This is a genomic window from Streptomonospora sp. PA3 (assembly GCF_009728995.1).
In the GTDB taxonomy this organism is placed as follows: domain Bacteria; phylum Actinomycetota; class Actinomycetes; order Streptosporangiales; family Streptosporangiaceae; genus Streptomonospora.
This window is the reverse complement of the sequence record NZ_VTZW01000019.1, coordinates 362,294-389,192: the sequence shown is the minus strand read 5'-3', so window position 1 is coordinate 389,192 and position 26,899 is coordinate 362,294. Positions and strand designations below refer to the sequence as shown.

Genomic DNA, 26,899 nt, shown 5'->3' with positions numbered 1-26,899 from the left:
CCCGGCCCCGGGCGGTGCGGAGGGGGTCAGGGCCGACCGGATCCACTCCGCCGGGAGCCGCCGCGCCGGTTGTACGCGCCGTTCCCGGACACGGCCTCGGCGCGCCCGCCGGCCCGCCGGCCGCCCGTCCGCTCCCGGCGCGCCGCCGGCGGCCCACCGGCCTCCGCTGCGTCACCGTCGACCGAAGGGCTGCCGCGCCGGGGAGCGGCGGCGGTCACGGCCGCCAGCGCGCACAGCCAGGCCAGCGCCTCCACGCCGGGCTGCACCAGGATCATCGCCGGCCCGACGAGCCGGTGCCCGCCGATCCCGGTCGCGGCCTGCAGCAGCAGCCACGCATACGGCAGCGCGGCGGCGGCGACCTGCACCGCCAGCGCCGCCCACAGCAGCCGGGCGCGCACCGGGCGGCGGCGCACCAGCAGCACCGCCCCCACCGCGAGGACCACCAGCGGCGGTCCCAGCGAGCGGATGAGCGCCACCAGAGGCACACCGATGAACTCCACGCGCACGAGCCTAAACGCAGTCCGGGGGATCCCCGCGGCACCCGGCGGCCGGTATCACTCCCAGCGGAAGAAGCGTGCGGCCAGCACCGCGCCGACGGCGGCCCACGCCGCCAGGACGACCGCCGGCCACGGAGACGGCGCGGCGCCCTCGGCGAGCACGGCACGCAGTCCCTGGGACAGGGCGGTGATGGGCAGCGCCTCCACCACCGGCTGCACGGCGCCTGGCAGCCGGTCGACGGGGAAGATCACGCCGCCCAGCCCCAGCAGCACCACGTAGACGAGGTTGGCCGCGGCCAGGGTCGCCTCGGCCCGCAGTGTTCCGGCCATCAGCAGCGCCAGCGCGGTGAAGCAGGCGGTCGCCAGCAGCACAAGCAGCAGGGCATAGGCGATGTCCCAAGCGCCGGCCCGCGGGCTCCATCCCAGCGCAGCGGCCGTGGCGCAGATGAGCACGATCTGCACCAGCTGCACGCCCAGCACCGCCAGGGTCTTGGCGGCCAGCAGACCGCCGCGCGGCAGCGGGGTGGCGCCCAGCCGCTTGAGCACGCCGTAGCGGCGCTCGAACCCGGTGCCGATGGCCTGGCCGGTGAAGGCGGTGGAGAGCACGGCCAGCGCCAGCACCCCCGGGGCCAGGAAGTCCACCCGCGGACCCGGCCCCAGGTCGAGCACGGGCGTCACGCTGAAACCCGCGAGCAGCAGGAGCGGGATCACCATGGTGAGCAGCAGCTGCTCGCCGTTGCGCAGCATGATGCGCAGCTCCATGGCCGCCTGCGCGGCGACCATGCGGTGCGGCGGCGCCGCTCCGGGTGCGGGGGTGAAGAGGCCGGAGGCGGTGCTGGTACGTGGTTCGGTCATTGCTCGCGCAGGTCTCGGCCGGTGAGTTCGAGGAAGACGTCTTCCAGGCTGCGCCGCTGCACGCGCAGCCCTTCGGGGGACACGCCGTTGGCGGCGCACCAGGCGCTCACCGTGGCCACCAGGTCGGGCCCGATGCCCTCGGGGGCGTCCGCGGTGACGGCGTAGTCGGTGCGCGGGGCGGCGCCGCGGCGCTCCGCCGGCTCCCCGCGTCGCTCGATGCGGGCGGCGGCGGGCAGGGCCGCACCCAGGGACGCGGTGTCCAGGTCGGTCTCGGCGGTGAAGCGCAGCTCCTGGCGGGAGTCGGTCAGCTCGCCGGGGGCGCCGGCGGCCACGGCCCGCCCGTGGTCGATGATCACCACGTGGTCGGCGAGCCGCTCGGCCTCCTCCATGTAGTGCGTGGTCAGCACCACGCCGACGCCGCAGTCGCGCAGCTCGCAGACGAGGTCCCAGGTGGCGTGCCGGGCCTGGGGGTCGAGCCCGGCGGTGGGCTCGTCCAGGAAGACCAGCTCGGGTCGGCCGACCACGGCCGCGGCCAGGCAGAGCCGCTGCTGCTGCCCGCCGGACAGGCGGCGGAAGGGGGTCGCGGCGGCGGAGAGCAGCCCCAGGCGCTCCAGCAGCACCTCGGGCGGGACCGGGCGGGCGTGGAAGGAGGCCACCAGGCGCAGCCACTCGCCGGCGCGGGCGCCCGTGGGCACGCCGCCCGACTGCAGCATCACCCCCACGCGCGGTTTGAGCCCGGCGGCGTCGGCGGCCGGGTCCATGCCCAGCACCCGCACCCGGCCGGCATCGGCGCGGCGGAAGCCCTCGCACGTCTCGACCGTGCTCGTCTTGCCGGCGCCGTTGGGACCGAGCAGCGCGGTGACCGCGCCGCGGGCCGCGGAGAACGTCAGGCCCGCAACAGCGGTGGTCGCGCCGTAGCGCTTGACCAGATCAGTGGCCTCGACCGCGGCTGTCTCCATGGCTCCCGAGTCTATGGCTGGGGAGCGCCGCCCCTGCACCGGCCCGGCTCCGCCCGCGGCCGACCGGTGGGACGGGTGACGGGCGTGTGGGTGGGTGGGGGCGCGGGGCGCCTCTGTCAGGCGTCTTGAAGAACGGCGGGGCGCCGCTTTCCAGGAACCCACCGGGCACCACCCGGAGCGGCCACCGTCGGGGTTGCGGCAATGGGTGCGCCTCGCGAAGCGTGAACACAGCTTGCCGCTGAGCGCACGCTGTACGTCTCAGGTGGAGCCGCACCATCGGTGGCGGGCCTCCGAAACACGGGTGCACCGCCGCTCGGCGGCAAGCTGGCGCACAGCGCTACGCGCAGCACAGCCCCATTGCCGCAGCGAACCCCCTGGACGGCCGCAGGCGTGGAACTCTTCCGAGGGTGACGGGCATGTGGGTGGGTGGCGCGGAGCGCCTGCGTTAGGGGTGGTGGGGGGTGACGGGCATGTGGGTGGGTGGCGCGGAGTGCCTCCGTTAGGGGTGGTGGGGGGTGACGGGCATGTGGGGTGGGTGGCGCGGAGTGCCTCCGTTAGGGGTGGTGGGGGGTGACGGGCGGGAAGGGGGATCCGCGTGTCGTTGTTGCCTCAACGGGGCAGGGGGCCGGGCGTCCCCGGTCGCTTACCGGCCTCTGCGGGGATAAGGCGAGGCTGTCCTGGGTGATCGACCGCATCGAACCCTGTTTGCCCCCCGGGACTTATTTACGCCACACTGATGTTGTGAAAAACGTGGGGAACCGTCAGCAGCCCGAAGGGGGCGCCGCCGCAGGCGCCTCCGCGGCCGCTTACGGTCCCGAGCGGGGTGCCGAGAACGGTACGCGTGCACGCGTGGCGCGGCTGATCCTCGAACACGGGCCCATCACCGCCGCCATGCTGGGCGAGCGGCTCGGCCTCACCCCGGCGGCCATCCGCCGCCACCTTGACAACCTGATGAACGAGGGCATGGTCGAGGCCCGCGACTCCCGCGTCCGCGGGCGCCGCGGCCGCGGGCGGCCGGCCCGGCTCTTCGCCATCACCGAAGCCGGCCGCGACGCCTTCGTGCACGGCTACGACGACCTCGCGGCCAGCGCCCTGCGGTTCCTCGCCGAGAAGGCCGGATCCCAGGCCGTCGCCGAGTTCGCCCGGCGCCAGGTCGCCGACCTGGAGCGGCGCTACCGCCCGATGCTGGCCGCGGCCCCGCCCCAGCAGCGCATCCGGCTGCTGGCCGAGGCGCTGTCCAACGACGGCTATGCGGCCTCGGCGGGCGAGGCCCCGGCTCCCGGGGGCGGCGACCAGCTGTGCCAGCACCACTGCCCGGTGGCCCACGTCGCCACGGAGTTCCCCGAGCTGTGCGAGGCCGAGGTCGAGGTCTTCGAGCGGCTGCTGGGCACCCCCGTGCGGCGGCTGGCCACCATCGCCCACGGCGACGGCGTGTGCACCACACACGTCACTCCGCGCGGCATGACCGCGGCGGACTCCCGTCCCGCCGGGAGCCCGGCCGGTCCGCGCACCGATGAGAAGAACGCCCGCCCTCGGGCGAGGGGCGGGCAACGCCAGAAGAAGGACGTCTGAGTCCAGGAGGATCCGCGTAATGACGTCTACCGCGCACCCCGAGCTCGAAGGGCTCGGCACCTACGAGTACGGCTGGGCCGACCCCGACGAGGCCGGTGCCTCCGCTCGGCGCGGCCTGAACGAGGAGGTCGTCCGCGACATCTCCGCCCGGAAGGACGAGCCGGAGTGGATGGAGAAGCTCCGCCTCAAGGCGCTGCGCCTGTTCGGTAAGAAGCCGCTGCCCGAGTGGGGTGCCGATCTCGGAGGCATCGACTTCGAGAAGATCAAGTACTTCGTGCGGTCCACCGAGCAGCAGGCCACCTCCTGGGAGGAGCTGCCCGAGGACATCAAGAACACCTACGACAAGCTCGGCATCCCCGAGGCCGAGAAGCAGCGCCTGGTCGCCGGTGTCGCCGCGCAGTACGAGTCCGAGGTCGTCTACCACCAGATCCGCGAGGACCTGGAGGAGCAGGGCGTCATCTTCCTCGACACCGACACCGCGCTCAAGGAGCACCCCGAGCTGTTCCAGGAGTACTTCGGCACGGTGATCCCGCCCGGCGACAACAAGTTCGCCGCGCTCAACAGCGCGGTCTGGAGCGGCGGGTCCTTCATCTACGTGCCGCCCAACGTCCACGTCGAGATCCCGCTGCAGGCCTACTTCCGGATCAACACCGAGAACATGGGCCAGTTCGAGCGGACGCTGATCATCGTGGACGAGGGCGCATACGTCCACTACGTCGAGGGCTGCACCGCGCCGATCTACAAGACGGACTCGCTGCACTCGGCGGTCGTGGAGATCATCGTCAAGAAGAACGCCCGCTGCCGCTACACGACCATCCAGAACTGGTCGAACAACGTCTACAACCTGGTCACCAAGCGCGCCGTCGCCTACGAGGGCGCCACCATGGAGTGGATCGACGGCAACATCGGCTCCCAGGTGACCATGAAGTACCCGGCGGTCTACCTGATGGGCGAGCACGCCAAGGGCGAGACCCTGTCCGTCGCCTTCGCCGGAGAGGGCCAGCACCAGGACACCGGCTCCAAGATGGTGCACTGCGCGCCCAACACCTCCTCCACCATCGTCTCCAAGTCGGTGGCGCGCGGAGGCGGCCGGGCGTCCTATCGCGGACTCATCCAGGTCCAGGAGGGCGCCGACCACGCCAAGTCCACGGTCAAGTGCGACGCGCTGCTCATCGACACCATGAGCCGGTCGGACACCTACCCCTACAACGACATCCGCGAGGACGACGTGGAGATGGGCCACGAGGCCACCGTCTCCAAGGTCAGCGAGGACCAGCTCTTCTACCTGATGAGCCGGGGCCTGGACGAGGACGAGGCCATGGCGATGATCGTCCGCGGGTTCGTCGAGCCCATCGCGCGCGAACTCCCCATGGAGTACGCGCTGGAACTCAACCGGCTGATCGAGCTGCAGATGGAAGGAGCGGTCGGTTAAGCATGGCCAGTCCCAATCTCGGAATCCGGGAGCACTCCCACGGCGGAGACGTCCCCATCTCGCGCTTGGACGTGCACGGGTCGTTCGAGTCCGCGAACTTCCCCGTGCCCAACGGGCGCGAGGAGGAATGGCGCTTCACGCCGCTGCGCCGGCTGCGCGGCCTGCACCAGGGCCGCGAGATCGCCGACGGCACCGTCACCGTCGAGGTCTCGGGCCCTGAGCAGGCCGTCGTCGAGCGCGTCGGACGCGAGGACTCCCGGCTGGGCGCCTCCTTCCTGCCCAACGACCGCGTGAGCGCCCTGGCCTGGGAGAGCTTCACCGACTTCAACCCGGCCACCGTGGTGACCGTGCCCAAGGACACCGAGCTGTCCGAGACCGTCTTCGTGAAGGTCACCGGCACCGAGCAGGGCGACGCGTTCGGCCACATCCTGGTGCGCGCCGAGCCCCACTCGTCGGCCACCGTGGTGCTGGAGTACGCCGGCTCGGCCGTCTACGCCGACAACGTCGAGTTCGTGGTCGAGGACGGCGCCTCGCTGACGGTGATCAGCCTGCAGGACTGGGACTCCGACGCCGTCCAGGTCTCCCACCAGTACGCCACGGTCGGCCGCGACGCCCGGTTCCGCAGCTTCGTGGTCACCCTCGGCGGCGACCTGGTGCGCCTGTCGCCCAGCGTCCGCTACAAGGGCACCGGCGGCGACGCCGAGCTGCACGGCCTGTACTTCACCGGTGCGGCCCAGCACCACGAGCACCGCTCGCTGATCGACCACAACGAGTCCAACACCCGCAGTCGCGTCGAGTACAAGGGCGCGCTCAGCGGCGAGGACGCCCACGCGGTGTGGATCGGCGACGTCATCATCGGCGAGGGCACCTCCGGCACCGACTCCTACGAGCACAACCGCAACCTGGTGCTGACCGACGGCACCCGGGTCGACTCCGTGCCCAACCTGGAGATCTTCACCGGAGAGGTCGAGGGCGCCGGCCACGCCAGCGCCAGCGGCCGCCTCGACGACATCCACCTGTTCTACCTGCAGTCGCGCGGCATCCCGCCGGCCGAGGCCCGGCGCCTGGTCATCCGCGGGTTCTTCCAGGACCTCATCGGCCGCATCGAGGTGCCCGAGCTGCGCGACCGCATCATGGACGAGGTAGAGGAGAAGCTGGCTCTCCATGAGTGACGGATACACCCGCGTGTGTTCGCTGAGCGACGTCCCCGACGAGGGCGCGCTGGGCGTGGAGGTCGGCGGTACGCCGGTGGCGGTGGTGCGCAGTGAGGGCGAGATCTACGCCATCAGCGACATCTGCTCCCACGCCGAGGTGAACCTGTCCGAGGGCGAGGTCGAAGAGGGGACCATCGAGTGCTGGCTGCACGGCTCCTGCTTCGACCTCGGCTCGGGCAAGCCGATCAACCCGCCGGCGACCCAACCGGTCGCCACCTACGCAGTGCAGATCGACGGCGACGACGTCCTCGTCTCGCTGGACACCCAGAGTTCAAAAGGCTGAATCGCATATGACCAAGTTCGAAATCCGCGGGGTGCGCGCCGACGTCCTCATCGGCGCCGAAGAGCGCCAGGAGATCCTCAAGGGCGTGGACCTCACCATCAACTCCGGCGAGACCCACGCCATCATGGGCCCCAACGGCTCGGGCAAGTCCACCCTGGCCTACGCGATCGCCGGGCACCCCCGCTACGAGATCACCGACGGCGAGGTACTGCTCGACGGCGAGAACGTGCTGGAGATGAGCGTCGACGAGCGCGCCCGCGCCGGCCTGTTTTTGGCCATGCAGTACCCGGTCGAGGTCCCGGGCGTGTCGATGTCCAACTTCCTGCGCAGCTCGGTCACCGCTGTGCGCGGCGAGGCGCCCAAGCTCCGCACCTTCTCCAAGGAGCTGCAGGAGACCATGGGCAACCTGGCCATCGACTCCTCCTTCGCCGCCCGCGGCGTCAACGAGGGCTTCTCCGGCGGTGAGAAGAAGCGCCACGAGATCCTTCAGCTGGAGCTGCTCAAGCCGCGCATGGCGATCCTGGACGAGACCGACTCGGGTCTGGACGTCGACGCGCTGAAGATCGTCTCGGCCGGCATCAACCGGGCCCGGGCCACCGGCGACGTGGGCGTCATGCTCATCACCCACTACACGCGCATCCTCAACTACGTCCAGGCCGACTACGTGCACGTGTTCGCCGGCGGCCGCGTCGCCGAGTCCGGCGGCCCGGAGCTGGCCGACACCCTGGAGTCCGAGGGCTACGAGCGTTTCGTGAAGGCAGGCGCGGCGAAGTGACGACGAGCGAGCTGGGGCGCCTCGACGTCGAGGCGGTGCGGGCCGATTTCCCGATCCTGGCCCGCACCGTCCGCGACGAGCGCCCGCTGGTGTATCTCGATTCCGGAGCGACCTCGCAGAAGCCCCGGCAGGTGCTCGATGCCGAACGGGCCTTCTACGAACGCCACAACGCGGCGGTGCACCGCGGCGCGCACCAGCTCGCCGAGGAGGCCACCGACGCCTACGAGGGCGCCCGCGCGACCATCGCCGCGTTCGTGGGCGCCCAGCCGGGCGAGGTCGTGTTCACCAAGAACGCGACCGAGGCCATCAACCTGGTGGCCTACGCCATGAGCAACGCCGCCACCAGCGGCCCCGACTACGCCCGCTTCGTCGTCGGTCCCGGCGACGAGATCGTGGTCACCGAGATGGAGCACCACGCCAACCTGGTGCCCTGGCAGCAGCTGTGCCAGCGCACCGGCGCCACCCTGCGGTGGTTCCCGGTGACTCCCGAGGGCCGGCTGGACCTCAGCGGCATCGACGAGCTGATCAACGACCGCACCAAGCTCGTCGCGCTCACCCACCAGTCCAACGTGCTGGGCACCGTCAACCCGGTCGCGGCCATCGCCGAACGCGCCCACGCCCACGGCGCACTGGTGCTGGTCGACGCCGCCCAGTCGGTGCCGCACATGCCCGTCGACGTCGCCGAGCTGGGCGTGGACTTCCTGGCGTTCTCCGGGCACAAGATGCTCGGCCCCAACGGCATCGGCGTGCTGTGGGGCCGCCCCGAGCTGCTGGCGGCCATGCCGCCGTTCATCTCCGGCGGCTCCATGATCGGCGTGGTCTACATGGACCACACCACCTGGGCCGATCCGCCGCAGCGGTTCGAGGCGGGGGTGCCGATGGCGCCGCAGGCCGTCGGCCTGGCCGCCGCCTGCGACTACCTCAGCGCCCTGGGCATGGACAACGTGCTCGCCCACGAGCAGGCTCTCACCCAGTACGCGCTCAAGCAGGTCGGCGACGTGCCGGGGGTGCGCATCATCGGCCCCACCGACTACGACGACCGCGGCGGTGCGATCTCCTTCACGGTCGAGGACATCCATCCCCACGACGTCGGCCAGGTCCTCGACGACGTCGGCGTCGCGGTCCGCGTGGGACACCACTGCGCGTGGCCGCTGCACCGCTGCTACGAGACGGTGGCCACCACGCGGGCGTCGTTCTACCTGTACAACACGTTCGCCGAGATCGATGCCCTGGCCGAGGGCATCCGGGCGGCGCAGCGGTTCTTCGGCACCGCGGCACGCTAGGAGGGCAGCAGGTCGCTATGCAGCTCGACTCCATGTATCAGGAGATCATCCTGGACCACTACCGCAACCCCCACAACAAGGGGCTGCGGGAGCCGCACGACGGCGAGGCCCACCACATCAACCCCACCTGCGGTGATGAGGTCACCCTGCGCGTGCGGCTCACGCCGGCCGCCGAAGGCGGCCCCCTCGACGGCGAGGCCACCGTCAGCGACGTCTCCTACGACAGCATGGGCTGCTCGATCAGCCAGGCCAGCGCCTCGGTGCTCACCGACCTGCTGATCGGGCGCAGCGTCGACGAGGGCATGCGCATGCTCGACGAGTTCACCGAGCTCATGCACTCCAAGGGCCAGGCCGAACCCGACGAGGACGTGCTGGAGGACGCGGTGGCCTTCGCGGGCGTGTCGAAATACCCTGCCCGTATCAAGTGCGCCCTGCTCGCCTGGATGGCGTGGAAGGACGCGACCGCCCAGTCCCTGGAAACGGAGAAGGAGGGCGCCTCATGACCGAACAGGACTCCACCGCCACCGCGCCGGAGCCCGCCGGCGACGAGGCGCTGGTCGAGGAGATCAGCGAAGCGCTGAAGGACGTCATCGACCCCGAGCTGGGCGTCAACGTCGTCGACCTCGGCCTGCTCTACGGGGTCAACGTCGACGGGGACGTCATCACCCTGGACATGACGCTCACCAGCGCCGCCTGCCCCCTGACCGACGTCATCGAGGACCAGGCGAGCACCGCGCTGGACGAGTTCGAACGCGAAGTCAAGATCAACTGGGTCTGGATGCCCCCGTGGGGCCCGGACAAGATCACCGAAGACGGCCGCGACCAGCTGCGCATGCTCGGCTTCAACGTCTGAGCCGGCGAGTCGAGCGCCCCGGCCCGAGCCCCTCCCAGCCCCCGGCTGCGAGGGGCTCGGTCATGTCAGGGGGAGCTGCCCCGCGCCCGTGTCCATGCCTCCTCGGCGTCCGCACGCCATGGCGCAGCGGGCCATCGGGGGCGGCGGTTTGGCCGGGTGGTGGCCGGCGTACGCGGCGAGCGGCCGGGCGGTGCTCCCGGGCGGTGGGGCGGGCCTCAGTGCGTCGGCAGCAGCCCCGGGCGGAGTTCGCCGGCGATGTCGGTGTCGCCGCGTTCGGTCAGGGCCTCGACGAGGGACTGGGGCTCGGCGGCGCGGGTGTCGGAGCCGTCCTCGCTGATGCGCCGCGCGATGATCTTGAGGGCCTCCTCGGTGGGGGCGGGCGCGGTGTAGCCGATCAGGTGCAGCGCGCGGCTGGTGGGACTGTGCGAGCTCAGGTCGGCGGCGGGCAGGCGGCGCGCGTCCAGGCGGTCGCCGTTGACGGTGATGAACACCCGGTCGCCCGGTTGCGCCGAGAGGCGGCGCAGCAGCGGGCGCAGCGAGTCGAACGCGGGCTGGTCCCGCCAGACCAGCACGAGCAGGTCGGCTCCCGGCGCCGTCAGGCACAGCAGGCGGCCGGGCTGCAGCCCCAGGTGCGTGGCATAGCCCGGGGGTACGGTGACCGGCGCTCCGTTGAGGTGGTCGGCGGTGACGTCGACGCGGTGCCACCAGCGGCCGTCGGGCGCGCGGAAGCAGCGCGCCGAGTCGGCCACCTGCGGCGGCTGCGGCGCCTCAGGCGCGGGCTGCTCGGGCCGCTCCTGGTGCGGCGCCTCGGCGCCGGGGCGCCGCCGGATCGGCAGCCCGTTGGCGGTGGTGGTCCCCTCGGCCTCGGGGCCGGGGTCGGGCGGCGTGCCGTAGCCCGGTCCGGGCGGCGCGTTCTCCACGGGGATGGAGGGGTCGACCAGCACGTGGCCCTCGCGGATGGTGACCCCCGGGGTGCTCAGCAGCCACGCGCGCACGGCCTGCTGGCGGATCCCGATGCGCGACAGCCGGATGGCGGCGTCGGAGGTGCTGGGCGCGTCCCCCAGCATCTCGCGGGTCTGCCAGCGCATCCGGTGCGGGTCGTCGGCCACCAGCCACCCGTTGTGCAGCCGGCGGTCGGTGAACAGCGTGATGACCACCCGCCACAGCGGCGTGCCCAGCGCCGGCACGTCCACCGGGTGGTCGGGGTGGGCGGTGATGAGGTGGTCGACGGTCGCCGCCGCGCCCAGGTGGTCGGAGAGCTCGCGCATGTGCTTGGTCAGCGGGGCTCCGCCGGGCGAGCCGAGCCACTGCAGCAGCCGCTCCTCCACGGTGCGCTGGGAGTTGCGGATCTCGCGCAGTTCGACGCCGAGCTGGTCGGCCAGCAGCCGGATGCTGACGGGGTCGGAGGCGAACAGCCGCTCGGCGGCGACGGTGCGCTCCACGTCGGTCCAGTTGCGGAAGAAGTCCTCCAGCAGGTCGACCAGGGGGTGGCGGCCCAGCTCGGGGGCGGGCGCCGCCTGCTCGGCGCCGTGCCCCTTGGGCGGGCCGAACGCCGGGCGGCGCAGCGTGCGGTCGGGGCCCAGCAGCGAGCGGCGCCCGAAGCGGCGGCCGCCCTCGGCCTCGCCGGACTCGGACGGCGCCGCCGCCTCCTGCTCCTCCGCCGGAGTCGCGCCCGAGCGGCTCTCCTCGTCGCGCTGCGCGCGCAGCGCCCGCAGGGTGCGGATGGCCCGGGTGGCGGCGCTGGGCGGCGGCTGCTCCTCGGCCTCGGCCGCGGCGCCGCCGGCGCCGGTGGCGGCGGTGAGGTAGGACAGGGCGCTGCGCACGTGGTCGGGCGCCGACTGGGGCAGCCAGTTCGCCAGCGTGCGCACGGCCTCGACCATCAGCGCGGGGGAGGGGGCCGCGGCGCGCCCCTGCTCCTGGGTGAACGGCTGGATCGCACGCCAGGTGGCGGTGCTGATGAGGTCCAGGGGACCGCAGCTCTCGGGCAGGCCCCAGGCCCCGATGGCGGCCGGGCTCGCCGAGACCAGCCGCTCCCAGCTGCCCGCGGTGGCCAGCAGCGCCCCCCGTACCGGCTCGGCGACGTCGTCGAGGTCCGTCTCGACCGCGCGCAGCGACGGCAGGAACTCGCCCAGCTGCAGGTGGCCCCACTGCTCGGCGGCCAACCGGGCCAGGGAGTACGACAGCCACGTGGCTCCGGCGATGTCCACGACACGGGGCAGCGGCATCGAACTCCACCAGCCCTCGACCAGACGGGCGTGCCACAGGACCGGGCCCACCATCGCCGGATCGCTCCACCGCAGGGCGGGAACGAGGTCGGTGAGGCAGGTCGGGGAGACGGCGTTCATCTGCTGCAGACCTCGACCTCCGCGCGTCCGGCCCGGCGGGCGGCGGCGAAGCCAACCCCCGCGGGCGATTCGTTCCTGCACAACAGTACGTCCACTCGGCCGGGGCCGGATGCCCGGCCGACGCGGAAAAGCCGGTCGCCGGCGGGCCGAAGCGGCGCACCCTCGGGTGATCGTACGTGCGAGTACCGCGGTTGGATAGTGCCGGGGCGAACCCGGCGGACGCCCCGCGGTGCTCACGCGGGCTCCCGGTCCCGCGGCGGCGCCCCGGCCCGGGCACCAGGCGCCGACCAGGCGAAACAAGCAGGAATGTGGCCTAGATCACGAACTCGGGGACGGTGTTCCGGTCGCCCCGCGCATCCGGCCCACCGCGCCCGTTTCCCCTGGCACGGCGAACGCCGGCGGCCGCGGGCCGACCGCCGGCGATCGGTCCGCTCACTGGGCCAGGACGGCGATGGTGTCCGGGTAGATCGGGACGCTGGCGGGGTTGCCCGGGTTCAGGGCCAGGCCCACGCCCTCGGGCATCGCCTCGGCGAGGTCCCGCGTGGCCAGGACGGTGTAGGGCAGCTCCGCGCTGCGCAGGCCCAGCTGCTCCTCGGAGGTGAAGGCCGGAATGAACGGCGACCCCTCCAGCTCCAGGGTGGGCAGTGCGACCGAGCCGTCGTCCTGGGTGCCCGAGCCCTGAGGCAGCGGCACCCACACCTGCCCCTCGCGCAGCGCGGAGATGAACGCGCTGACAGGGGCGGGGTCAGGGGACTCCGTGCCGGACTGGGCCAGCGCATCCTGCAGCGCGTGCTCGACGTCGTTGACGGGAAAGGCCGCGGCCTGGCCGCCGGACTCGCTGTTCTCCGGGGTGGCGTCGCTGTTGCTCATGCGGGTGCAACGGCTCCTTGCGTTGTTGCGGTCGGAACCCTCCGGCCGGCCCCGGGCAGAAGACCGCGGATGCCGGCCCCTGGCACAGGCGTGTCGGTGGTAGCCGGAGGTATGCTTGTCGGGCAGGCCCTACCCTCGCCTCTCCCTGTTGACACATCCTCGTCTGTGTGTCGTGAGGGGCGAATTCAAATGTCGAGCTCCCCGCGCGTCGCCGTGGGCCCTGGCGCCGGTGCCCGCGGCCGAGCTGCATGATTGGTTGATGTGACTGACCTGGACATGAATCCCCCCGAGGGCGATCAGGCGCAGCGGCCCACGGCCTTCCGCTCCTACGTGGCCATCGGCGACAGCCTGACCGAGGGGCTCGACGACCTCACGCCCGAGGGCGAGTACCGCGGCTTCGCCGACCGCCTCGCCGAGCACTTCAGCGCCTCCGTGCCCGGTTTCCGCTACGCCAACCTGGCCGTGCGCGGCCGCCGCATGCGGCACATCTTCGGCGAGCAGCTGGAGCAGACCCTGGGATTCGGGCCGGATCTGGTCACCGTGCACGCCGGCGGCAACGACGTCCTGCGCCCCAACACCGACCTCGACGACCTCGCCGCCGAGTTCGAGACCGGGATCCGGCGGCTGCGCGACGCCGGCATCCGCGTGGTGATCCTCTCCGGCCACGACACCGGGTGGATCCCCGTCCTGCGCGTCTACCGCGGCCGCATCGCGGTCTTCAGCATGCATCTGCGCGCCATCGCCGAGCGCACCGCCAGCGACATCGTCGACCTGTGGTCCATGGGCGCGCTGAACGACCCGCGCGCATGGAGCGTGGACCGGCTGCACTTCAACGCCGCCGGCCACCGCATCGTGGCCGCCCGGATCGCCGACATGCTCGGCGCGCCCATGGGGCCGCGCGAAATCTGGGCGCGGCCCTGGGAGACCCCGCCCGAGCGGCTGCCGCGCATCCTGCGGCGCCGGGAGAACTGGCGCTGGGCGCGGCGGCACCTGGTGCCGTGGCTGAGCCGGCGCGCCCTGGGGCGCTCCTCGGGCGACGGCCGCCTCCCCAAGCGGCCCCAGCTCACCGAACTGCGGCCGGACCGGCACGGCGGCGAAGCCGCCGAGGACGCCGCGTCGCCCAACGGGAGCACCGGCGCGGGACGCGACAGCAGCCGCCTGGACGGGGCGCGCGACCGCGAGCGGCGTTAGCCGGCGCGGCCGGCATCCGCCCCAGCGCCGTGCGCCACCGCCGCCGACCTCAGGCGGTCTCGCGGGCCAGGCTCTGGATGAGGTCGCCGACGTGCACGATCCCCGTGCACTGGCCGAACTCGTTGACGGTGACCAGGTCGTCGTAGACCCGGTCGCGCTCGCCGCCGGCCGCCCGCAGCGCCGCCATCGCCCCCACGGTGCGCGGCACGGTGCGCGGGGTGTCGGCCAGCCGGCTCGCCGGGCGCTTGGCGTGCAGGGCGTGGCCGTAGGGTCCCGTCACCGCCAGCAGGAACCGCGCGCGGTCGATGACGGCCACCGGGCGGTCGCGGTGGTCGATCAGCACGACGCTGTTCAGCGCGGTGTCGGCGCTGAAGGCGTCCAGCACCTCCTCCGCGGTGGCGTCGGTGTTCATGGCCACGGGCGGGCGCATGAACTCGCTGACCGGCGGACCGGAGTCGTGGCGCTCCAGCGCCGTCTCGACGGGCGCCGCGGGCGCCGCGGAGACCCGCTCGCCCGGCACCCACTCATCGTCGGCGAACAGCGGTCCCTGCGCCAATCGGACGCCCGCCTCGCGCAGCCGGTGCACCTGGGCGTCGGAGGTGACGCCGGCGGCCACGGGATAGACCCCGCTGCCGTGCCCGATGCGGGCCAGGCCGTCGACCAGCGCACCCAGGCGGTGGTCCCCGGGCAGGCCGGCCACGATCCCCGGATCGATGCGCATGAGGAACGGGCCCGTCTCCAGGACCAGGTCCGGCGGGACCGCGGCGGTGCCCAGCCCGCAGCGGAACCCCAGCTCCCGCAGCCGGGCGATCCCGCGCACCAGCGGCTCGCGCGGCACCCTCGGCAGGTCGTGGCCCAGCATGACCGTGACGTCGCGCGGGCGCCGCCCGCAGCGGCGCAGGGTGTCCTCGAAGGTCTGGAACAGCTCCGGGCCGCCGGTCACCGCCTGCGCGGGCAGGGGGAGTACGAGCGGCAGCAGGGACTCGCGGGCGGCGGCGCTGCGGACCAGCCGGGCCAGCCGCTCGGCCGCGACCGCGGGGTCGGCGGGCCACTCGGCCCTCGACCAGCCGCCGACCGGGCGGATGTCGGCGTCCACCGCGAGCACCGCGCCGGAGTCGAGGTCGACCACGGGGCGGAACAGGGGCGCTTCACCGGACGCGCCGCCGGCGTCACTCCCGTGGCCGTCGGGGGCGGGGGGCACGTCGTTCGACACCGGAGACTGGAGGGACACGACGCAATCCTCGCGGATACCGGAGGCCGTGTCAGCGGGCGTGCACCCGAATTCAAGCGGACTTCCTCCGCGCGAGGCGCAGAGTTCACGCGCGCCGGCGGACATGTCCAGTGACCTGCGCGGACGCGCCCGACCGGATACGGCAGGGCGGCCGGGCCCCGCCCGGCCGCCCTACGCGGTGTGCACATCCTACAACGGGATGTCGCCGGTGCGCGCCCCACAAGCCGGACACCAGAGCGGTTGCGGCAATGGGGCTGCGATGCGAGGTGGCCGCCCCCGGTGGTACCCGGTGGGTTCCTCGAAAGCGGCGCCCCCACCCTTCTTTGATCCGGCCTAGACACGGCGGAAGGCCACGGCGACGTTGTGGCCCCCGAAGCCGAAGGACTCGTTGACGGCGGCCACCGCGTCGGCGGGCATGTCGCGCGGCTTGTCGCGGACGATGTCGACCTGGACGCCCGGATCGAGCTCCTCGATGTTGATCGTCGGCGGGATGCGGCCTTCGTGCAGCGCCAGGATCGTGGCGATCGACTCCACCGCGCCGGCTCCGCCGAGCAGGTGGCCGGTCATGGACTTGGTGGAGGTGACGGCCACCCGGTCGGCGGCGGAGTCGCCCAGCGCCGCGCGCAGGGCGACGGTCTCGGCGACGTCGCCGGCCGGCGTGGAGGTGGCGTGGGCGTTGACGTGGGCGATCTCCGCGGGCGCCAGGCCCGAGTCCGCCAGCAGCGCCCGGATGGCCTGCGCCTGGCCGGCGCCTTCGGGATCGGGCAGCACGATGTCGTGCGCGTCGTTGGAGTAGCCGACGCCGGCGGCCGCCGCGTAAACGCGCGCACCGCGTGCGGCCGCGTGCTCGGCCGACTCCAGGACCACCATGCCGGCGCCCTCGCTCATCACGAAGCCGTCGCGCTGGGTGTCCCACGGCCGCGACGCGCCCTGGGGGTCGTCGTTGCGGGTCGACAGGGCCCGCATGGACGCGAAGGAGGCCAGGTTCAGCGGGTGGATCGCTGCCTCCACTCCGCCGGCGATCACGACGTCGGCGCGCCCGCGGCGGATCATGTCGACGGCGTCGGCCAGCGCTTCGGCGCTGGAGGCGCAGGCGCTCACCGGGGCGTGCGCGCCGGCGCGGGCCGAGTACTCCAGCGACACCGCGGCGGCGGGGCCGTTGGGCATCAGCATCGGCACGGTGAAAGGCGAGACGCGCTTCCAGCCGCGCTCGCGGAAGGTGTCGTACTGCTCCAGGATGGTCAGGATGCCGCCGATCCCGCTGGAGACCACGGCGCCCAGGCGCGCGGGATCGACCTCGGGGGCGCCGGCGTCCTCCCAGGCCTCCTTGGCCGAGATCAGCGCGAACTGCTGGGTGCGGTCCAGGCGGCGCAGCCGCTGCCGGGGCAGCACTTCGGAGGGTTCCTGGGCGATCTGCCCGGCGAAGTGGACCGGGAGGTCCTCGACCCAGTCCTCCTGGATCGTCGCGATACCCGACCGTCCTTCGAGAAGCGCGGACCAGGTGCCGGCGACGTCACCTCCCAGGGGGGTGGTGGCGCCGAGTCCCGTCACGACGACTTCGGTGGTGTTCATCGCTCCCAATCGCCCTTCTCATCGGGTGGTCGATTTCCCGGCCGGTGGTCGGACGGGGCTGGCAGGGGCGGCGCGGCCGCCGAGGGGGCCCGGCCCGCCGGCGCGGAGGCCGGCGGGCGCGGCGCGCTACTTCTGGATGAAGTTGATGACGTCCTGGACCGTCTTGAGGTCCTTGAGCTGGTCATCGGGGATCTCGACGCCGAACTTGTCCTGCGCGGCGACGGCGATCTCCACCATCGACAGGGAGTCGATGTCCAGGTCGTCGACGAAGCTCTTCTCGGGGGTGACCTCGCTGGCCGAGACTCCGGCGATCTCGTCGACGATCTCGCCGAGGCCGTCCAGGATCTCCTGCTCGGTGTGCGCCATGTCGGGGTTCTCCTTAGGTGACTGCGTGTTGGTCGGTACGTACCGCGGACGACCGCCTCGGAGGGGGCGGGCACCCGCGGATGTCTAGGGAATCTCCAGCACCTGGGCCGAATAGGTCAGGCCCGCGCCGAATCCCATGGTGAGCACGAGGCTCCCCGAGGGCAGCTCGCCGCGCTCGGACATGCGCGCCAGCGCAAGCGGGACCGAGGCCGACGAGGTGTTGCCCGCGGTGACAATATCGCGGGCGATGATCGCCTGGGGCGCTCCCAGCTTGCGGGCGATCGCCTCGACGATGCGCAGGTTGGCCTGGTGGGGCACGAACGCGGTCAGCTGCTCGGCTTCGACACCGGCTCGGCGCAGCGCCTCGGCGGCCACGCCGTTGAGTTCGGTGGTGGCCCAGCGGAAGACGGCCTGGCCCTCCTGGTACAGGTACTTGCCTTCGCGCAGGTAGATCTTGTCTGCGCGGTCGCCGGAGCTGCCCCACACCACCGGGCCGATGCCGGGGGTGTCCGAGGCGGCGACCACGGCGGCGCCCGCTCCGTCGGCGAAGATCACACAGGTGGAGCGGTCCTCCCAGTCGAGCCAGTCCGACAGCTTCTCCGAGCCGATGACCAGCACGTTGCGCGCCGATCCCGACCGGATGGAGTCCGAGGCCACGCCCAGCCCGTAGCAGAACCCCGCGCAGGCGGCGTTGACGTCGAACGCGCCCGGGGCCTCGATGCCCAGGCGCGCCGCGACGCGGGCCGCGGCGTTGGGGATCTGCTCGGTCAGCGTGCAGGTGGCGACGATGACCAGGTCGATGTCGGCGGGCGCCAGCCCGCTCGCGGCCAGCGCCTTGCCGCCGGCGGCCGCGCCCATCGAGACCACGGAGTCCTCGGGTCCGGCCACGCGCCGCTCCTTGATGCCGACGCGGCTTTGGATCCACTCGTCGCTGGTCTCGACCCGCTGGGCGAGGTCGTCGTTGGTGACCACGTTGGCGGGCTGGTACTCGCCGAACGCGAGCACGCGCGCACCCGCCGCCGCGGGGAGGAGGTTCATCAGTGAGTGCCTTCCTGTCGGGGGGCGGTGCTTTGGGAGTGCTCGCGGACGAGTTCGCGCGCGCGGTCGAGGTCGTCGGGGGTCTTGACGGCCAGCCGCTCGGTTTCGGGCAGGCCGCGTTTGGCCAGGCCGGTCAGAGTGCCCGCCGGGGGCAGTTCGATGACGGCGGTGGCGCCCAGGCCGGCCAGCGTCTCGGTGCAGGAATCCCAGCGCACCGGCGAGCTGATCTGCTCGACGAGGCGCTGGAGGTACTCGGCGCCGCTGCCGACCACGGCGCCGTCGCGGTTGGACAGCAGCCGGGTGCGGGGGTCGGCCGGCTCGATGCCCTTGGCCAGGCGCGCCACCCGCTCCACGGCCGGAGCCATGTGGTGGGTGTGGAAGGCGCCGGCCACCGACAGCGAGCGCAGGCGGGCGCGAGCCGGAGGGTCGGCCGCAAGCGCGGCGAGCTGCTCGGTGGTGCCGGCGGCCACGATCTGGCCCGAGCCGTTGTCGTTGGCGGGGGTGAGGCCGTGGGCCTCCAGGGCCGCGAGCACCTCGGCCCGGTCGCCGCCGAGCACGGCGGTCATGCCGGTCGCGGCCTGTGCGGCGGCCTCGGCCATGCCCCGGCCGCGCTCGGCCACCAGTGCCAGCGCGTCCTCGGGGCCGAGCACGCCGGCCAGGCCCGCCGCGGTGAACTCGCCGACGCTGTGGCCGGCCGCGGCGTCGACCGCGGCGGGGGCGGAGTCCAGGTCGCCGAAGAGCGCGACGGCGGCCGCCAGGCCCGCGCTGACCAGCAGCGGCTGGGCCACCGCGGTGTCGCGGATCTCGTCGGCGTCGGCGGTGGTGCCGTACCGCTTCAGATCCAGGCCGGCGACCTGCGACCACCGCTCGAAGCGATCGGCCATTCCGGGGAGTTCGAGCCAGGGGGCGAGGAATCCGGGAACCTGGGCGCCCTGGCCGGGAGCAACGATGACAAGCACGACATCAACCCTGCCCTGTGGAACCCCTCCGAACGGGTGCGGAGGGAGACGAAAAACCAGGGCCCGGGTTTGTGGCCGTTCTACAACCTGCGCGATGAGGGCCGCGGAAAAAGCGGTACTGGTCACACTGCAGCGCGCGATCGGCGTTGGCAAGGGGGTTGCGCCCCGGGCCGGCGCGACGCGGTGTCGTGCCCCCGCCCCGATCGATGCCAGTCTAGAAGCGTGAGCACGGATTCCACCGACAGCACCGGCGGCGCGGATGCGCAGGCACCGGTCGACGACGACGCCGTCCGCGCCGCCACCGTCCAGCGGCTGGAGCGCGCGATGGGGCATCTGGGCACCGCCGCGGTCGCGCGCATGGAGAGCCGCCTGTCGTGGTTCCGGCGGATGTCGGCGGAGGACCGCTCGTGGGTGGGGCTGGTCGCCCAGTCGGGTGTGGCCGCCTTCGTCGAGTGGTTCAAGAATCCGGCGCGGGGCAGGCCGGCCATCACCGTCGAGGTGTTCGGCACGGCGCCCCGCGAGCTGACCCGCTCGGTCACGCTGCAGCAGACGGTCGACATGATCCGCGTCGTCATCGACGTGGTGGAGAGCCAGGTCGACGAACTGGCGGCGCCGGGGGGCGAGCAGCAGCTGCGCGAGGCGGTGCTGCACTACACGCGCGAGGTCGCCTTCAGCTCCGCCAAGGTCTACGCCCGCGCGGCCGAGGCGCGCGGGGCCTGGGACGCCCGCCTGGAGGCCCTGGTGGTCGACGCGCTGCTGCACGGCGACCGCGAGGAGGGCCTGCAGACGTGGGGCTCTGCGCTGGGCTGGTCGCGTACGCCGGTGATGGCGCTGGCGGGCGGCCTGGGCGAGCAGGACTCCGAGAGCACGCTGGAGGACCTGCGCTCGGCGGCGCGCCGGGCCGGCCACGACGTGCTGGCCGGCGTGCAGGGCGAGCGCATCATCGCGGTCGTCGGCATCAGCGAGAAGCTCAGCGGCGACCCCGCGGTGATCGCGGCGGCGGAGCCGCTGGCGGGGCTCTTCGGTCCCGGCCCCGTCGTGGTCGGCCCCGCGGTCAGCGACCTGCGGGTGGCCAACCACTCGGTGCGCGCGGCCGTCAACGGCCTGCGCGCCGCCGTGGCCTGGCCGGACGCGCCGCGGCCGGTGCGCGCCGAGGACCTGCTGCCCGAGCGCGCCCTGGACGGCGACGCCGCCGCGCGCGCCCAGTTGGTGGAGGAGGTCTACCTGCCGCTGCGCAAGGCCGGATCGCCGCTGCTGGACACCCTCTCGGTGTACCTGGAGCACGCCTCGTCGCTGGAGGCGACGGCGCGGATGCTGTTCGTGCACCCCAACACCGTCCGCTACCGGCTGAGCAGGATCGCCGATCTGACGGGACACGCGCCGGGCGACGGGCGCGGCTCGTTCGTGCTGCGGACCGCCATCACGCTGGGGCGGCTGTCGGCGCGCGGGGAGTGAGGGCGCGGCGCCGGACCGCGCAGGGTTGCGGACGCCCCTTTCCCATGCGGTCTCGTCCGGCGGAGGGTCCGGCGGAGTCCCCCGAGGCACGACCCGTCGGGCCGCTGTAGGGCGGCCGCCGGCGGGGTGAGCGTTCGGGAGGCGAATGAGGATCTTTCAGCCGACGGACGGTTGATCCCCCTTATCCAGGGCACAACAACCATGATCGCCGATATACCGGGATGTTCTCCCCGACCCCGTTGTCGCTTTCCCAGGACCGACCGAACTCCGCCCCACGGGCGTGAACCGAGCGCCCTCGTTCCGCGTCTCCATCGACGGGAAGTCCGTAATGAGCGGGCATTTGACCGCCGAAATGCGGATAGTGTAGACGGCGGGTGGTCGGCGCGGGCCCGCAGGGCCGGGGCCACGGGGGACTCCCGCTCGCACACAGCCGCAGCAGCACGAGTTTGGGGGGTGCCACAGCAGTGATCGTCGGTCGCGTCCAGAAGCAGTTGAGCAGAATGTCGGCGGCGCTGAGACGTCCGACCGAGTCCGGCCAACTTCTGCGCCAGGTCCTGTTCTTCGTCCCGGCGCCCCTGCCCGTCGTCGGAATCGTCGCGCTCGTCGTAGGCGGCGATCTGTCCGCCCCCGGCTGGACCATCCTGCTCGCCGGCTCCGTGGCCGTGGCCTCGCTCCTGCTGGCCCTCATGGTCCAGCCCACTCCGCTGCCCGAAGGGCTCTCCGCCGAGGCGTCGGTGCGCCGGTCGCTGCACCGCTTCCGGCAGATCACCGCGCTGCGCATCGCGCTCGCGCTGACCCCGGTCGCGGTGGGCGCCGGGGCCTCCATCGCGGGCGGCGGCCTGTTCCCCCTTCTGGCCGCGCTGGCGCTCGCCTGGCCGCAGCTGGTCCTGGCCGCGCCCACCTTCTTCACCATCACCCGCGCGCGCCGGGCGATGGAGGGCTGGGGTACACGCGCCTACCTGTGGGCCGCGCTGGCCCAGCCGGCTCCGGTGGAATGGCCGTTCGCGACGGCGCTGCTCGCCCGCTACCGCGCCCGGCAGGCCGCGCGTGAAGGCCGCGGGAGCCCCTCCGGCGCGGCGCCGGCCACAGCCGCCGCGGGCGGCGCCGAGGAGGACGCCGCCTCCTCGGCCGGTGCCGGACCCGAGGACCCGGCCACCGACAGCGGCCTGCCCGACCGCCTGGCGGTCACCAGCGAGGAGCCCCCGGCCGAGCCGAGCCGGATCATCCCCGGGTTCCCCGGCGGGAGTTCGGGCGGCGCCTCCACCACGGCGCGGCGGGTACCGCGCCAGTCGCGGGCCGCTCGGCGCAAGAACGCCGGTCAGCGGCCGGGCGGCAGCCGCCCCAAGGCCAAGAACTGACCGGTCGGCCCCTGCCCCGCAGGGGCCGACCGGGCACAGGCGCCGTGCGCGGCCGACCCGTTCTTTCGAGCGGGGCGGCGGCGTGCGGCGCCTGTCGCGGGTTCAGGCCTGTGCGCCGGTCGTGAAGGCGCGCACCAACTGGTCCTCGGCGGCGTCGAAGTAGCCGGCCAGCTCCGCGGCGGCGGCTTCGAAGGCGCCGATGGCCAGCAGGTCGTAGATCCGGCGGTTGCGGTCCAGGTAGGGCGCGTAGAAGTCGCGCGGAGCCGCCATAACGTGGAAGGCCAGGCGCAGCTCGGCCAGCAGTTGGCGCATCGCCTCGTCCGCCCGCGGGCTGCCCAGCAGGCCGCCGATCGCCCGGTGGTAGGCCATGTTCGCGGTGCCGATGCCTTCCCAGTCGCCGCGGGCGCGCGCCGCCTCGCCCTGCTCGACCGCCGCCCCGATCGCCCCGATCGCGTCGGCGGGCGCCTGCGCGCCGACGCGCACCGCCGCCAGCTCCAGCGCCCGGCGCATCCGGAACAGGTCGACGACGTCCTCGGCGCCGGGCTTGGCCACGAACACTCCGCGGTTGAACTCGTGGACCAGCAGCCGCTCGTGGCCCAGCAGCCGGAACGCCTCGCGCAGGGTGTTGCGCGAGACCCGGAACTTGCGGCCCAGGCGCTCCTCCGACAGCCGCGCTCCGGGCGCCAGCGCGCCGTCGATGATGTGGGTGCGCAGCAGGTCGGCGACCCGCTCGGCGGTGCTGGAGCGCTCCAGTTCGTCCCCGGCGTCGGGAAGGTCGTCGATCCGGTCGCCGGTGGCGGTCACGCGCGTCCCTCTCCTTCTGCGTCGGTTTCTGTGTCCATTGTCCCCGATGCCCGCACGCAGACGCGGCGCGTCGCGTCCCGCCTCCGCACGCCCGCCGGGGCGCGGGGGTCGGGGGCGCGGGCGGCGTCACGGTTCAGCAATCCTTGAGCAATCTGGTCGAAATCGAAGTATTGGAGTATTGTTCAACAATCTATGTGATGCGCGTCGCACGCCGCGGTGGCCGCCTCACAGCATCGGACGTCCACCCCCAGGAGGCTCCGCATGAGCGAGACCCCCGAGGCCGCCCCCGAACCCGGGCGCACCCGCCGCGTGGTAACGAGCACCGGCCTGCTCGGCGCGATGTTCCTGATGGCCACCAGCGCCATCGGGCCCGGCTTCATCACCCAGACCACCGACTTCACCGCCCGGCTGGGCGCGACGTTCGCGTTCGCGATCCTGGTCTCGGTCCTCGTCGACATCGCCGTCCAGCTCAACATCTGGCGCGTCATCGGCGTGGCCGAGGCCCGCGCCCAGGATCTGGCCAACAAGGTGCTGCCCGGCGCCGGTTACGTGCTGGCCGCTCTGGTGGTCTTCGGCGGCATCGTCTTCAACGTCGGCAACATCGCCGGCACGGCGCTGGGGCTGGACGCCCTGGCCGGCATCGACATGCGGATCGGCGGCGCGCTCTCGGCCGCGGTCGCGGTGGCGCTGTTCCTGCTGCGCGGCGCGGGCGTCGCCCTCGACCGCATCCTCGTGGCCCTGGGCGTGCTGATGATCGGGCTGACCCTCTACGTCACCTTCGTCTCCGACCCGCCCGTGGGCGACGCGCTGCGTCGGGCCGTCCTGCCCGGCGAGCTCACCGGCGACCTGTTCCTCGCCACTGTCACGATCATCGGCGGCACAGTCGGCGGCTACATCACCTACGCCGGCGCTCACCGCCTCATCGACAACGGCCAAGGCGGTATCCGCAACGTCGCCGCCGTCACCCGGACCTCGGTCGTGGGCATCATCGTCACCGGCGTCATGCGGGTGCTGCTGTTCCTGGCGGTGCTGGGCGTGGTCACCGGCGGGGCGGCCATCCTCGACGCGCCCAACGCGCCGGCCGCCGCGTTCGCGGCCGCCGCGGGCGAGACGGGGCGCCGCCTGTTCGGGCTGATCATGTGGGCCGCGGCCATCAGCTCGGTCATCGGTGCCTCATACACCTCCATCTCCTTCGTCTCCACGTTCTCCCCGAGACTGACCCGCAACCGCGACTGGGTCGTCGCCGGGTTCATCGCGCTGTGCACCGTTCTGTTCCTGACCCTGGGCCAGGCTCCGGAGACCCTGCTCATCCTCGCCGGCGCCCTCAACGGCCTGATCCTGCCGGTGGGACTGGGCATCATGCTCTGGGTCGCCGCGCGGCGCTCGCGCGACCTGCTGCACGGCTACCGGTATCCCCGCTGGCTGCTGGCCATCGGCGTCCTCGCCTGGCTGGTCACGGCCTACATCGCGGTCAACTCACTCAGCGGTATCGCCGACCTGTGGCAGTAGCGCCCGGCCCGCCGGCCCGGTCTGCTGAGCCGCGCCGGCGGGCAGCGGGGACGTGCGGGGTATCTCTGCGGCAGGAGGGAGCCTGCCGCACGGCACGAGAGGAACGGGATCAGTGGTGCGCATCGATCTCAACTCGGATCTGGGCGAGAGCTTCGGCAACTGGCGCCTCGGCGACGACGCGGCGCTGCTGTCCATCGTCACCAGCGCCAACGTGGCCTGCGGGTTCCACGCGGGTGACCCCACGGTGCTGCGCAGGACGTGTGCGGGCGCGGCGGAGCGGGGCGTGGCCATCGGCGCCCAGGTCGGCTACCGCGACCTGGCCGGATTCGGCCGCCGGTTCATCGACATGCCGCCCGCCGAGCTGACCGACGACGTGCTTTACCAGATCGGCGCGCTGGAGGCCATGGCGCACGCGGCGGGGGAGCGGGTCCGCTACGTCAAGCCGCACGGCGCCCTCTACAACGCCATCGTGCACCACGAGGACCAGGCCGCGGCCGTCGCCGAGGCGGTGGCGGTCTACGACCCCTCGCTGCCTGTTCTGGGGCTGCCCGGCTCGGTGTGGCTGCGCCGCGCCGAACAGGCCGGGCTGCGCACGGTCCGCGAGGCCTTCGCCGACCGCGCCTACACCCCCGAGGGCACCCTGGTCCCGCGGCGGCAGCCGGGCGCGGTGCTCGACGACGCCGACGAGATCGCCCGCCGGTGCCTGGACATGGTGCGCGGCGAGCCCGTCGCCGCGATCGACGGCACGCCCGTGCGCATCCAGGCCGAGTCGCTGTGCGTGCACGGCGACAGCCCCGGCGCGGTGGAGATCGCCCGCACCGTCGCCGGGCGGCTGAGCGAGGCGGGCGTCGAACTGTCCCCGTTCACCCAACCCGGGCAGTGAAGCCGGCTGTGGCGGGAGGGGGCGCGGCGTGCGCGTGCTGAGATGCGCCGACTCCGGCGTACTGGTGGAGGTCGCCGACCTCGACGAGGCGCTGGCGCTGCAGGCCGCCCTGGCCGAGCAGCCGCCCGCGGGCGTCACCGACATCGTGCCCGCGGCCCGCACCGTGCTGCTGCGCCTGGACCCCGACGGCGGGGACGCCGGCGCGGTGGCCGCGGCGGTGGGCCGGCTGCGGCCGCGGCGCGGCACGCGGGCCGCCGCGGGCGAGTTGGAGGTGCCCGTCCAGTACGACGGGGAGGACCTCGCCGACATCGCGGCGCTGACCGGGCTCAGCGAGCGGGAGGTCGTCGACGCCCACACCGCGGCCGCGTGGACCGTCGCGTTCTGCGGCTTCGCCCCCGGGTTCGGCTACCTGGTGAGCGACGACGCCCGGCTGCACGTGCCCCGCCGCAGCGAGGCGCGCCCCCGCGTCCCGCCCGGCGCGGTCGCGCTGGCGGGGGAGTTCACCGGGATCTACCCGCGCGCCTCACCGGGCGGCTGGCGGCTCCTGGGCAGCACCGAGCTGGTGACCTGGGATCTGGACCGCGACCCGCCCGCGCTGCTGCGCCCGGGCGTCAAGGTGCGCTTCCGGGAGGAACCGCCGGCGCCGCGGCGGCGCAGCGGCCCGTCCGCAGCCGAGGACGGCGGGCGAAACGCACGGAGCGAAGGAGGCCCCCGCGCCGATGCCGGCAGTTGAAGTGGTGCGCACCGGGGCGCTGACCACCGTGCAGGACGGCGGCCGGCGCGGGCACGCGGCGTTGGGGGTGGGCCCCTCCGGGGCCGCCGACAGGGCCTCATACGCGCTGGCCAACCGGCTGCTGGCCAATCCCGAAGGCGCGTCCGCGCTGGAGGTGACGATGGGCGGGCTCGTGCTGCGGGCGCGCGGCCCGGTGACGGCGACCGTCACCGGAGCGCCCTGCCCCGTCACCGTCGACGGCCGGGGAGCCGCAACCGACACCGTCCTGCACCTGCCCGACGGCGCGGAACTGCGCCTGGGCACACCGTTCGCCGGGCTGCGCAGCTACGTCGCGGTGCGCGGCGGCCTGGACGTCGCGCCGGTCCTGGGCTCGCGCAGTACCGACACCCTGGCCGGCCTCGGACCGCCGCGCCCGGAACCGGGGACCGTGCTGCCGATCGGCCCGCCGCCGCGCGCGCTGCCCGCGGTCGACTGGGTGCCCGCGCGCCCGTTTCCGGCAGAGGAGCTGGACCTGCGGATCGTGCCGGGGCCGCGCGACGACTGGTTCACCGAGTCCGCGCTGGGCGTCCTGCTGGGTTCGGCCTATGAGGTCACCTCCCGCAGCGACAGGGTCGGGGCGCGGCTGCGGGGCCCGGCGCTGTCCCGGCGCCGGGGCGGAGAACTGCCCAGCGAGGGGATGGTCCCCGGGTCGCTGCAGGTCCCGCCCGAGGGGCGGCCGGTGCTGTTCCTGGCCGACCATCCCGTGACGGGCGGGTATCCGGTGATCGCGGTCGTCGTCTCCGCCGACGTCTCCCGAGCCGCCCAGGCCCGGCCGGGCACGCGGCTGCGGTTTCGCCTATGACTCCCTCGACTCCTCCGGGCG

At 73.4% G+C, this 26,899-nt stretch carries 25 protein-coding genes and 1 pseudogene; 15 read left to right on the top strand and 11 right to left on the bottom strand.

Annotation, left to right across the window (positions count from 1 at the left end):
• Positions 1-26 precede the first annotated feature (26 nt).
• From FZ103_RS21025 to FZ103_RS21015, 3 genes are read right to left on the bottom strand one after another with little or no spacing between them, the layout of a single operon-like run.
• A complete protein-coding gene (locus tag FZ103_RS21025; RefSeq protein WP_186356625.1) occupies positions 27-500 on the bottom strand; it encodes a hypothetical protein in 474 nt (157 codons plus the stop codon).
• Positions 501-554: 54 nt separating this feature from the next.
• Positions 555-1,352 (bottom strand): ABC transporter permease, encoded by a 798-nt coding sequence (locus tag FZ103_RS21020; protein WP_156003569.1) that lies wholly within the window; start codon positions 1,350-1,352, stop codon positions 555-557.
• Positions 1,349-2,311 carry an ABC transporter ATP-binding protein gene (locus FZ103_RS21015; protein ID WP_156003568.1) on the bottom strand — a complete coding sequence of 321 codons (963 nt, stop codon included), beginning with the start codon at positions 2,309-2,311 and terminating at the stop codon, positions 1,349-1,351. Before FZ103_RS21015 ends, FZ103_RS21020 begins: the two co-directional genes overlap by 4 nt.
• 750 nt (positions 2,312-3,061) lie before the next feature.
• On the opposite strand from FZ103_RS21015, the gene FZ103_RS21010 reads away from it, so the two are divergent.
• From FZ103_RS21010 to FZ103_RS20975, 8 genes are read left to right on the top strand one after another with little or no spacing between them, the layout of a single operon-like run.
• Positions 3,062-3,883, top strand: coding sequence for a MarR family transcriptional regulator (locus tag FZ103_RS21010; protein WP_186356624.1), 822 nt, complete (start codon positions 3,062-3,064; stop codon positions 3,881-3,883).
• A gap of 19 nt (positions 3,884-3,902) precedes the next feature.
• A complete protein-coding gene (sufB, locus tag FZ103_RS21005; protein WP_156003566.1) occupies positions 3,903-5,315 on the top strand; it encodes a Fe-S cluster assembly protein SufB in 1,413 nt (470 codons plus the stop codon).
• 2 nt (positions 5,316-5,317) lie between these two features.
• A complete protein-coding gene (sufD, locus tag FZ103_RS21000; RefSeq protein ID WP_156003565.1) occupies positions 5,318-6,487 on the top strand; it encodes a Fe-S cluster assembly protein SufD in 1,170 nt (389 codons plus the stop codon).
• Positions 6,480-6,812 (top strand): non-heme iron oxygenase ferredoxin subunit, encoded by a 333-nt coding sequence (locus FZ103_RS20995; RefSeq protein ID WP_156003564.1) that lies wholly within the window; start codon positions 6,480-6,482, stop codon positions 6,810-6,812. Before sufD ends, FZ103_RS20995 begins: the two co-directional genes overlap by 8 nt.
• A gap of 7 nt (positions 6,813-6,819) precedes the next feature.
• The gene (sufC, locus tag FZ103_RS20990) at positions 6,820-7,587 is read left to right on the top strand and encodes a Fe-S cluster assembly ATPase SufC (protein WP_156003563.1); all 768 of its coding nucleotides are present in this window, start codon (positions 6,820-6,822) and stop codon (positions 7,585-7,587) included.
• Positions 7,584-8,870: a cysteine desulfurase gene (locus FZ103_RS20985; protein WP_186356623.1), complete on the top strand. Its 1,287-nt coding sequence runs from the start codon at positions 7,584-7,586 to the stop codon at positions 8,868-8,870. Before sufC ends, FZ103_RS20985 begins: the two co-directional genes overlap by 4 nt.
• A 17-nt stretch (positions 8,871-8,887) precedes the next feature.
• Positions 8,888-9,373 (top strand): Fe-S cluster assembly sulfur transfer protein SufU, encoded by a 486-nt coding sequence (gene sufU, locus FZ103_RS20980; RefSeq protein ID WP_156003562.1) that lies wholly within the window; start codon positions 8,888-8,890, stop codon positions 9,371-9,373.
• Positions 9,370-9,723, top strand: coding sequence for a metal-sulfur cluster assembly factor (locus FZ103_RS20975; protein WP_156003561.1), 354 nt, complete (start codon positions 9,370-9,372; stop codon positions 9,721-9,723). The genes sufU and FZ103_RS20975 overlap by 4 nt, the downstream gene beginning before the upstream one ends.
• Positions 9,724-9,938: 215 nt before the next feature.
• Here the strand turns inward: FZ103_RS20975 and FZ103_RS20970 are convergent, their stop codons facing one another.
• Together FZ103_RS20970 and FZ103_RS20965 are read right to left on the bottom strand one after the other, a co-directional pair.
• Positions 9,939-12,068 (bottom strand): hypothetical protein, encoded by a 2,130-nt coding sequence (locus FZ103_RS20970; RefSeq protein ID WP_156003560.1) that lies wholly within the window; start codon positions 12,066-12,068, stop codon positions 9,939-9,941.
• Positions 12,069-12,500: 432 nt separating this feature from the next.
• Entirely contained in the window at positions 12,501-12,938 is a 438-nt protein-coding gene (locus FZ103_RS20965; RefSeq protein ID WP_156003559.1) for an SseB family protein, read from the bottom strand.
• A gap of 276 nt (positions 12,939-13,214) precedes the next feature.
• Here FZ103_RS20965 and FZ103_RS20960 point away from each other — a divergent pair, with 276 nt between their 5' ends.
• On the top strand, positions 13,215-14,129 hold the full coding sequence (locus FZ103_RS20960; RefSeq protein WP_156003827.1) for an SGNH/GDSL hydrolase family protein: 915 nt from the start codon (positions 13,215-13,217) through the stop codon (positions 14,127-14,129).
• A gap of 49 nt (positions 14,130-14,178) precedes the next feature.
• Here the strand turns inward: FZ103_RS20960 and FZ103_RS20955 are convergent, their stop codons facing one another.
• The 5 genes from FZ103_RS20955 to FZ103_RS20935 form a co-directional block, all read right to left on the bottom strand.
• Positions 14,179-15,360, bottom strand: coding sequence for an EAL domain-containing protein (locus FZ103_RS20955; protein ID WP_343233630.1), 1,182 nt, complete (start codon positions 15,358-15,360; stop codon positions 14,179-14,181).
• 333 nt (positions 15,361-15,693) lie between these two features.
• Positions 15,694-16,932 carry a beta-ketoacyl-ACP synthase II gene (gene fabF, locus FZ103_RS20950; protein WP_156003557.1) on the bottom strand — a complete coding sequence of 413 codons (1,239 nt, stop codon included), beginning with the start codon at positions 16,930-16,932 and terminating at the stop codon, positions 15,694-15,696.
• 126 nt (positions 16,933-17,058) lie between these two features.
• Positions 17,059-17,298: an acyl carrier protein gene (locus tag FZ103_RS20945; RefSeq protein ID WP_156003556.1), complete on the bottom strand. Its 240-nt coding sequence runs from the start codon at positions 17,296-17,298 to the stop codon at positions 17,059-17,061.
• An 84-nt stretch (positions 17,299-17,382) separates the two neighbouring features.
• Positions 17,383-18,336, bottom strand: a complete 954-nt coding sequence (locus FZ103_RS20940; RefSeq protein ID WP_156003555.1) for a beta-ketoacyl-ACP synthase III — start codon at positions 18,334-18,336, stop codon at positions 17,383-17,385.
• The gene (locus FZ103_RS20935) at positions 18,336-19,295 is read right to left on the bottom strand and encodes an ACP S-malonyltransferase (protein ID WP_186356622.1); all 960 of its coding nucleotides are present in this window, start codon (positions 19,293-19,295) and stop codon (positions 18,336-18,338) included. The genes FZ103_RS20940 and FZ103_RS20935 overlap by 1 nt, the downstream gene beginning before the upstream one ends.
• Positions 19,296-19,517: 222 nt before the next feature.
• Between FZ103_RS20935 and FZ103_RS20930 the strand changes: the two genes are divergently transcribed.
• Positions 19,518-20,750: a helix-turn-helix domain-containing protein gene (locus FZ103_RS20930; protein WP_343233629.1), complete on the top strand. Its 1,233-nt coding sequence runs from the start codon at positions 19,518-19,520 to the stop codon at positions 20,748-20,750.
• A gap of 500 nt (positions 20,751-21,250) precedes the next feature.
• The gene (locus FZ103_RS20925; RefSeq protein WP_156003824.1) at positions 21,251-22,108 is read left to right on the top strand and encodes a hypothetical protein; all 858 of its coding nucleotides are present in this window, start codon (positions 21,251-21,253) and stop codon (positions 22,106-22,108) included.
• Between the two features lie 102 nt (positions 22,109-22,210).
• Here FZ103_RS20925 and FZ103_RS20920 read toward each other — a convergent pair whose 3' ends face one another.
• The gene (locus tag FZ103_RS20920; RefSeq protein WP_186356621.1) at positions 22,211-22,912 is read right to left on the bottom strand and encodes a GntR family transcriptional regulator; all 702 of its coding nucleotides are present in this window, start codon (positions 22,910-22,912) and stop codon (positions 22,211-22,213) included.
• A 261-nt stretch (positions 22,913-23,173) separates the two neighbouring features.
• Here FZ103_RS20920 and FZ103_RS20915 point away from each other — a divergent pair, with 261 nt between their 5' ends.
• The 4 genes and pseudogenes from FZ103_RS20915 to FZ103_RS20900 all read left to right on the top strand — a co-directional run bounded on the left by FZ103_RS20915 (position 23,174) and on the right by FZ103_RS20900 (position 26,878).
• A complete protein-coding gene (locus FZ103_RS20915; protein WP_156003554.1) occupies positions 23,174-24,421 on the top strand; it encodes an NRAMP family divalent metal transporter in 1,248 nt (415 codons plus the stop codon).
• Between the two features lie 115 nt (positions 24,422-24,536).
• Positions 24,537-25,304 (top strand): 5-oxoprolinase subunit PxpA, encoded by a 768-nt coding sequence (locus FZ103_RS20910; RefSeq protein ID WP_186356690.1) that lies wholly within the window; start codon positions 24,537-24,539, stop codon positions 25,302-25,304.
• A 28-nt stretch (positions 25,305-25,332) separates the two neighbouring features.
• Positions 25,333-25,935 (top strand): annotated as a pseudogene (locus FZ103_RS20905) (allophanate hydrolase subunit 1); the annotation flags it as partial.
• Positions 25,936-26,023: 88 nt separating this feature from the next.
• Complete coding sequence (locus FZ103_RS20900; RefSeq protein ID WP_156003553.1) at positions 26,024-26,878, top strand: biotin-dependent carboxyltransferase family protein; 855 nt, start codon at positions 26,024-26,026, stop codon at positions 26,876-26,878.
• The last annotated feature ends 21 nt before the right edge of the window (positions 26,879-26,899 follow it).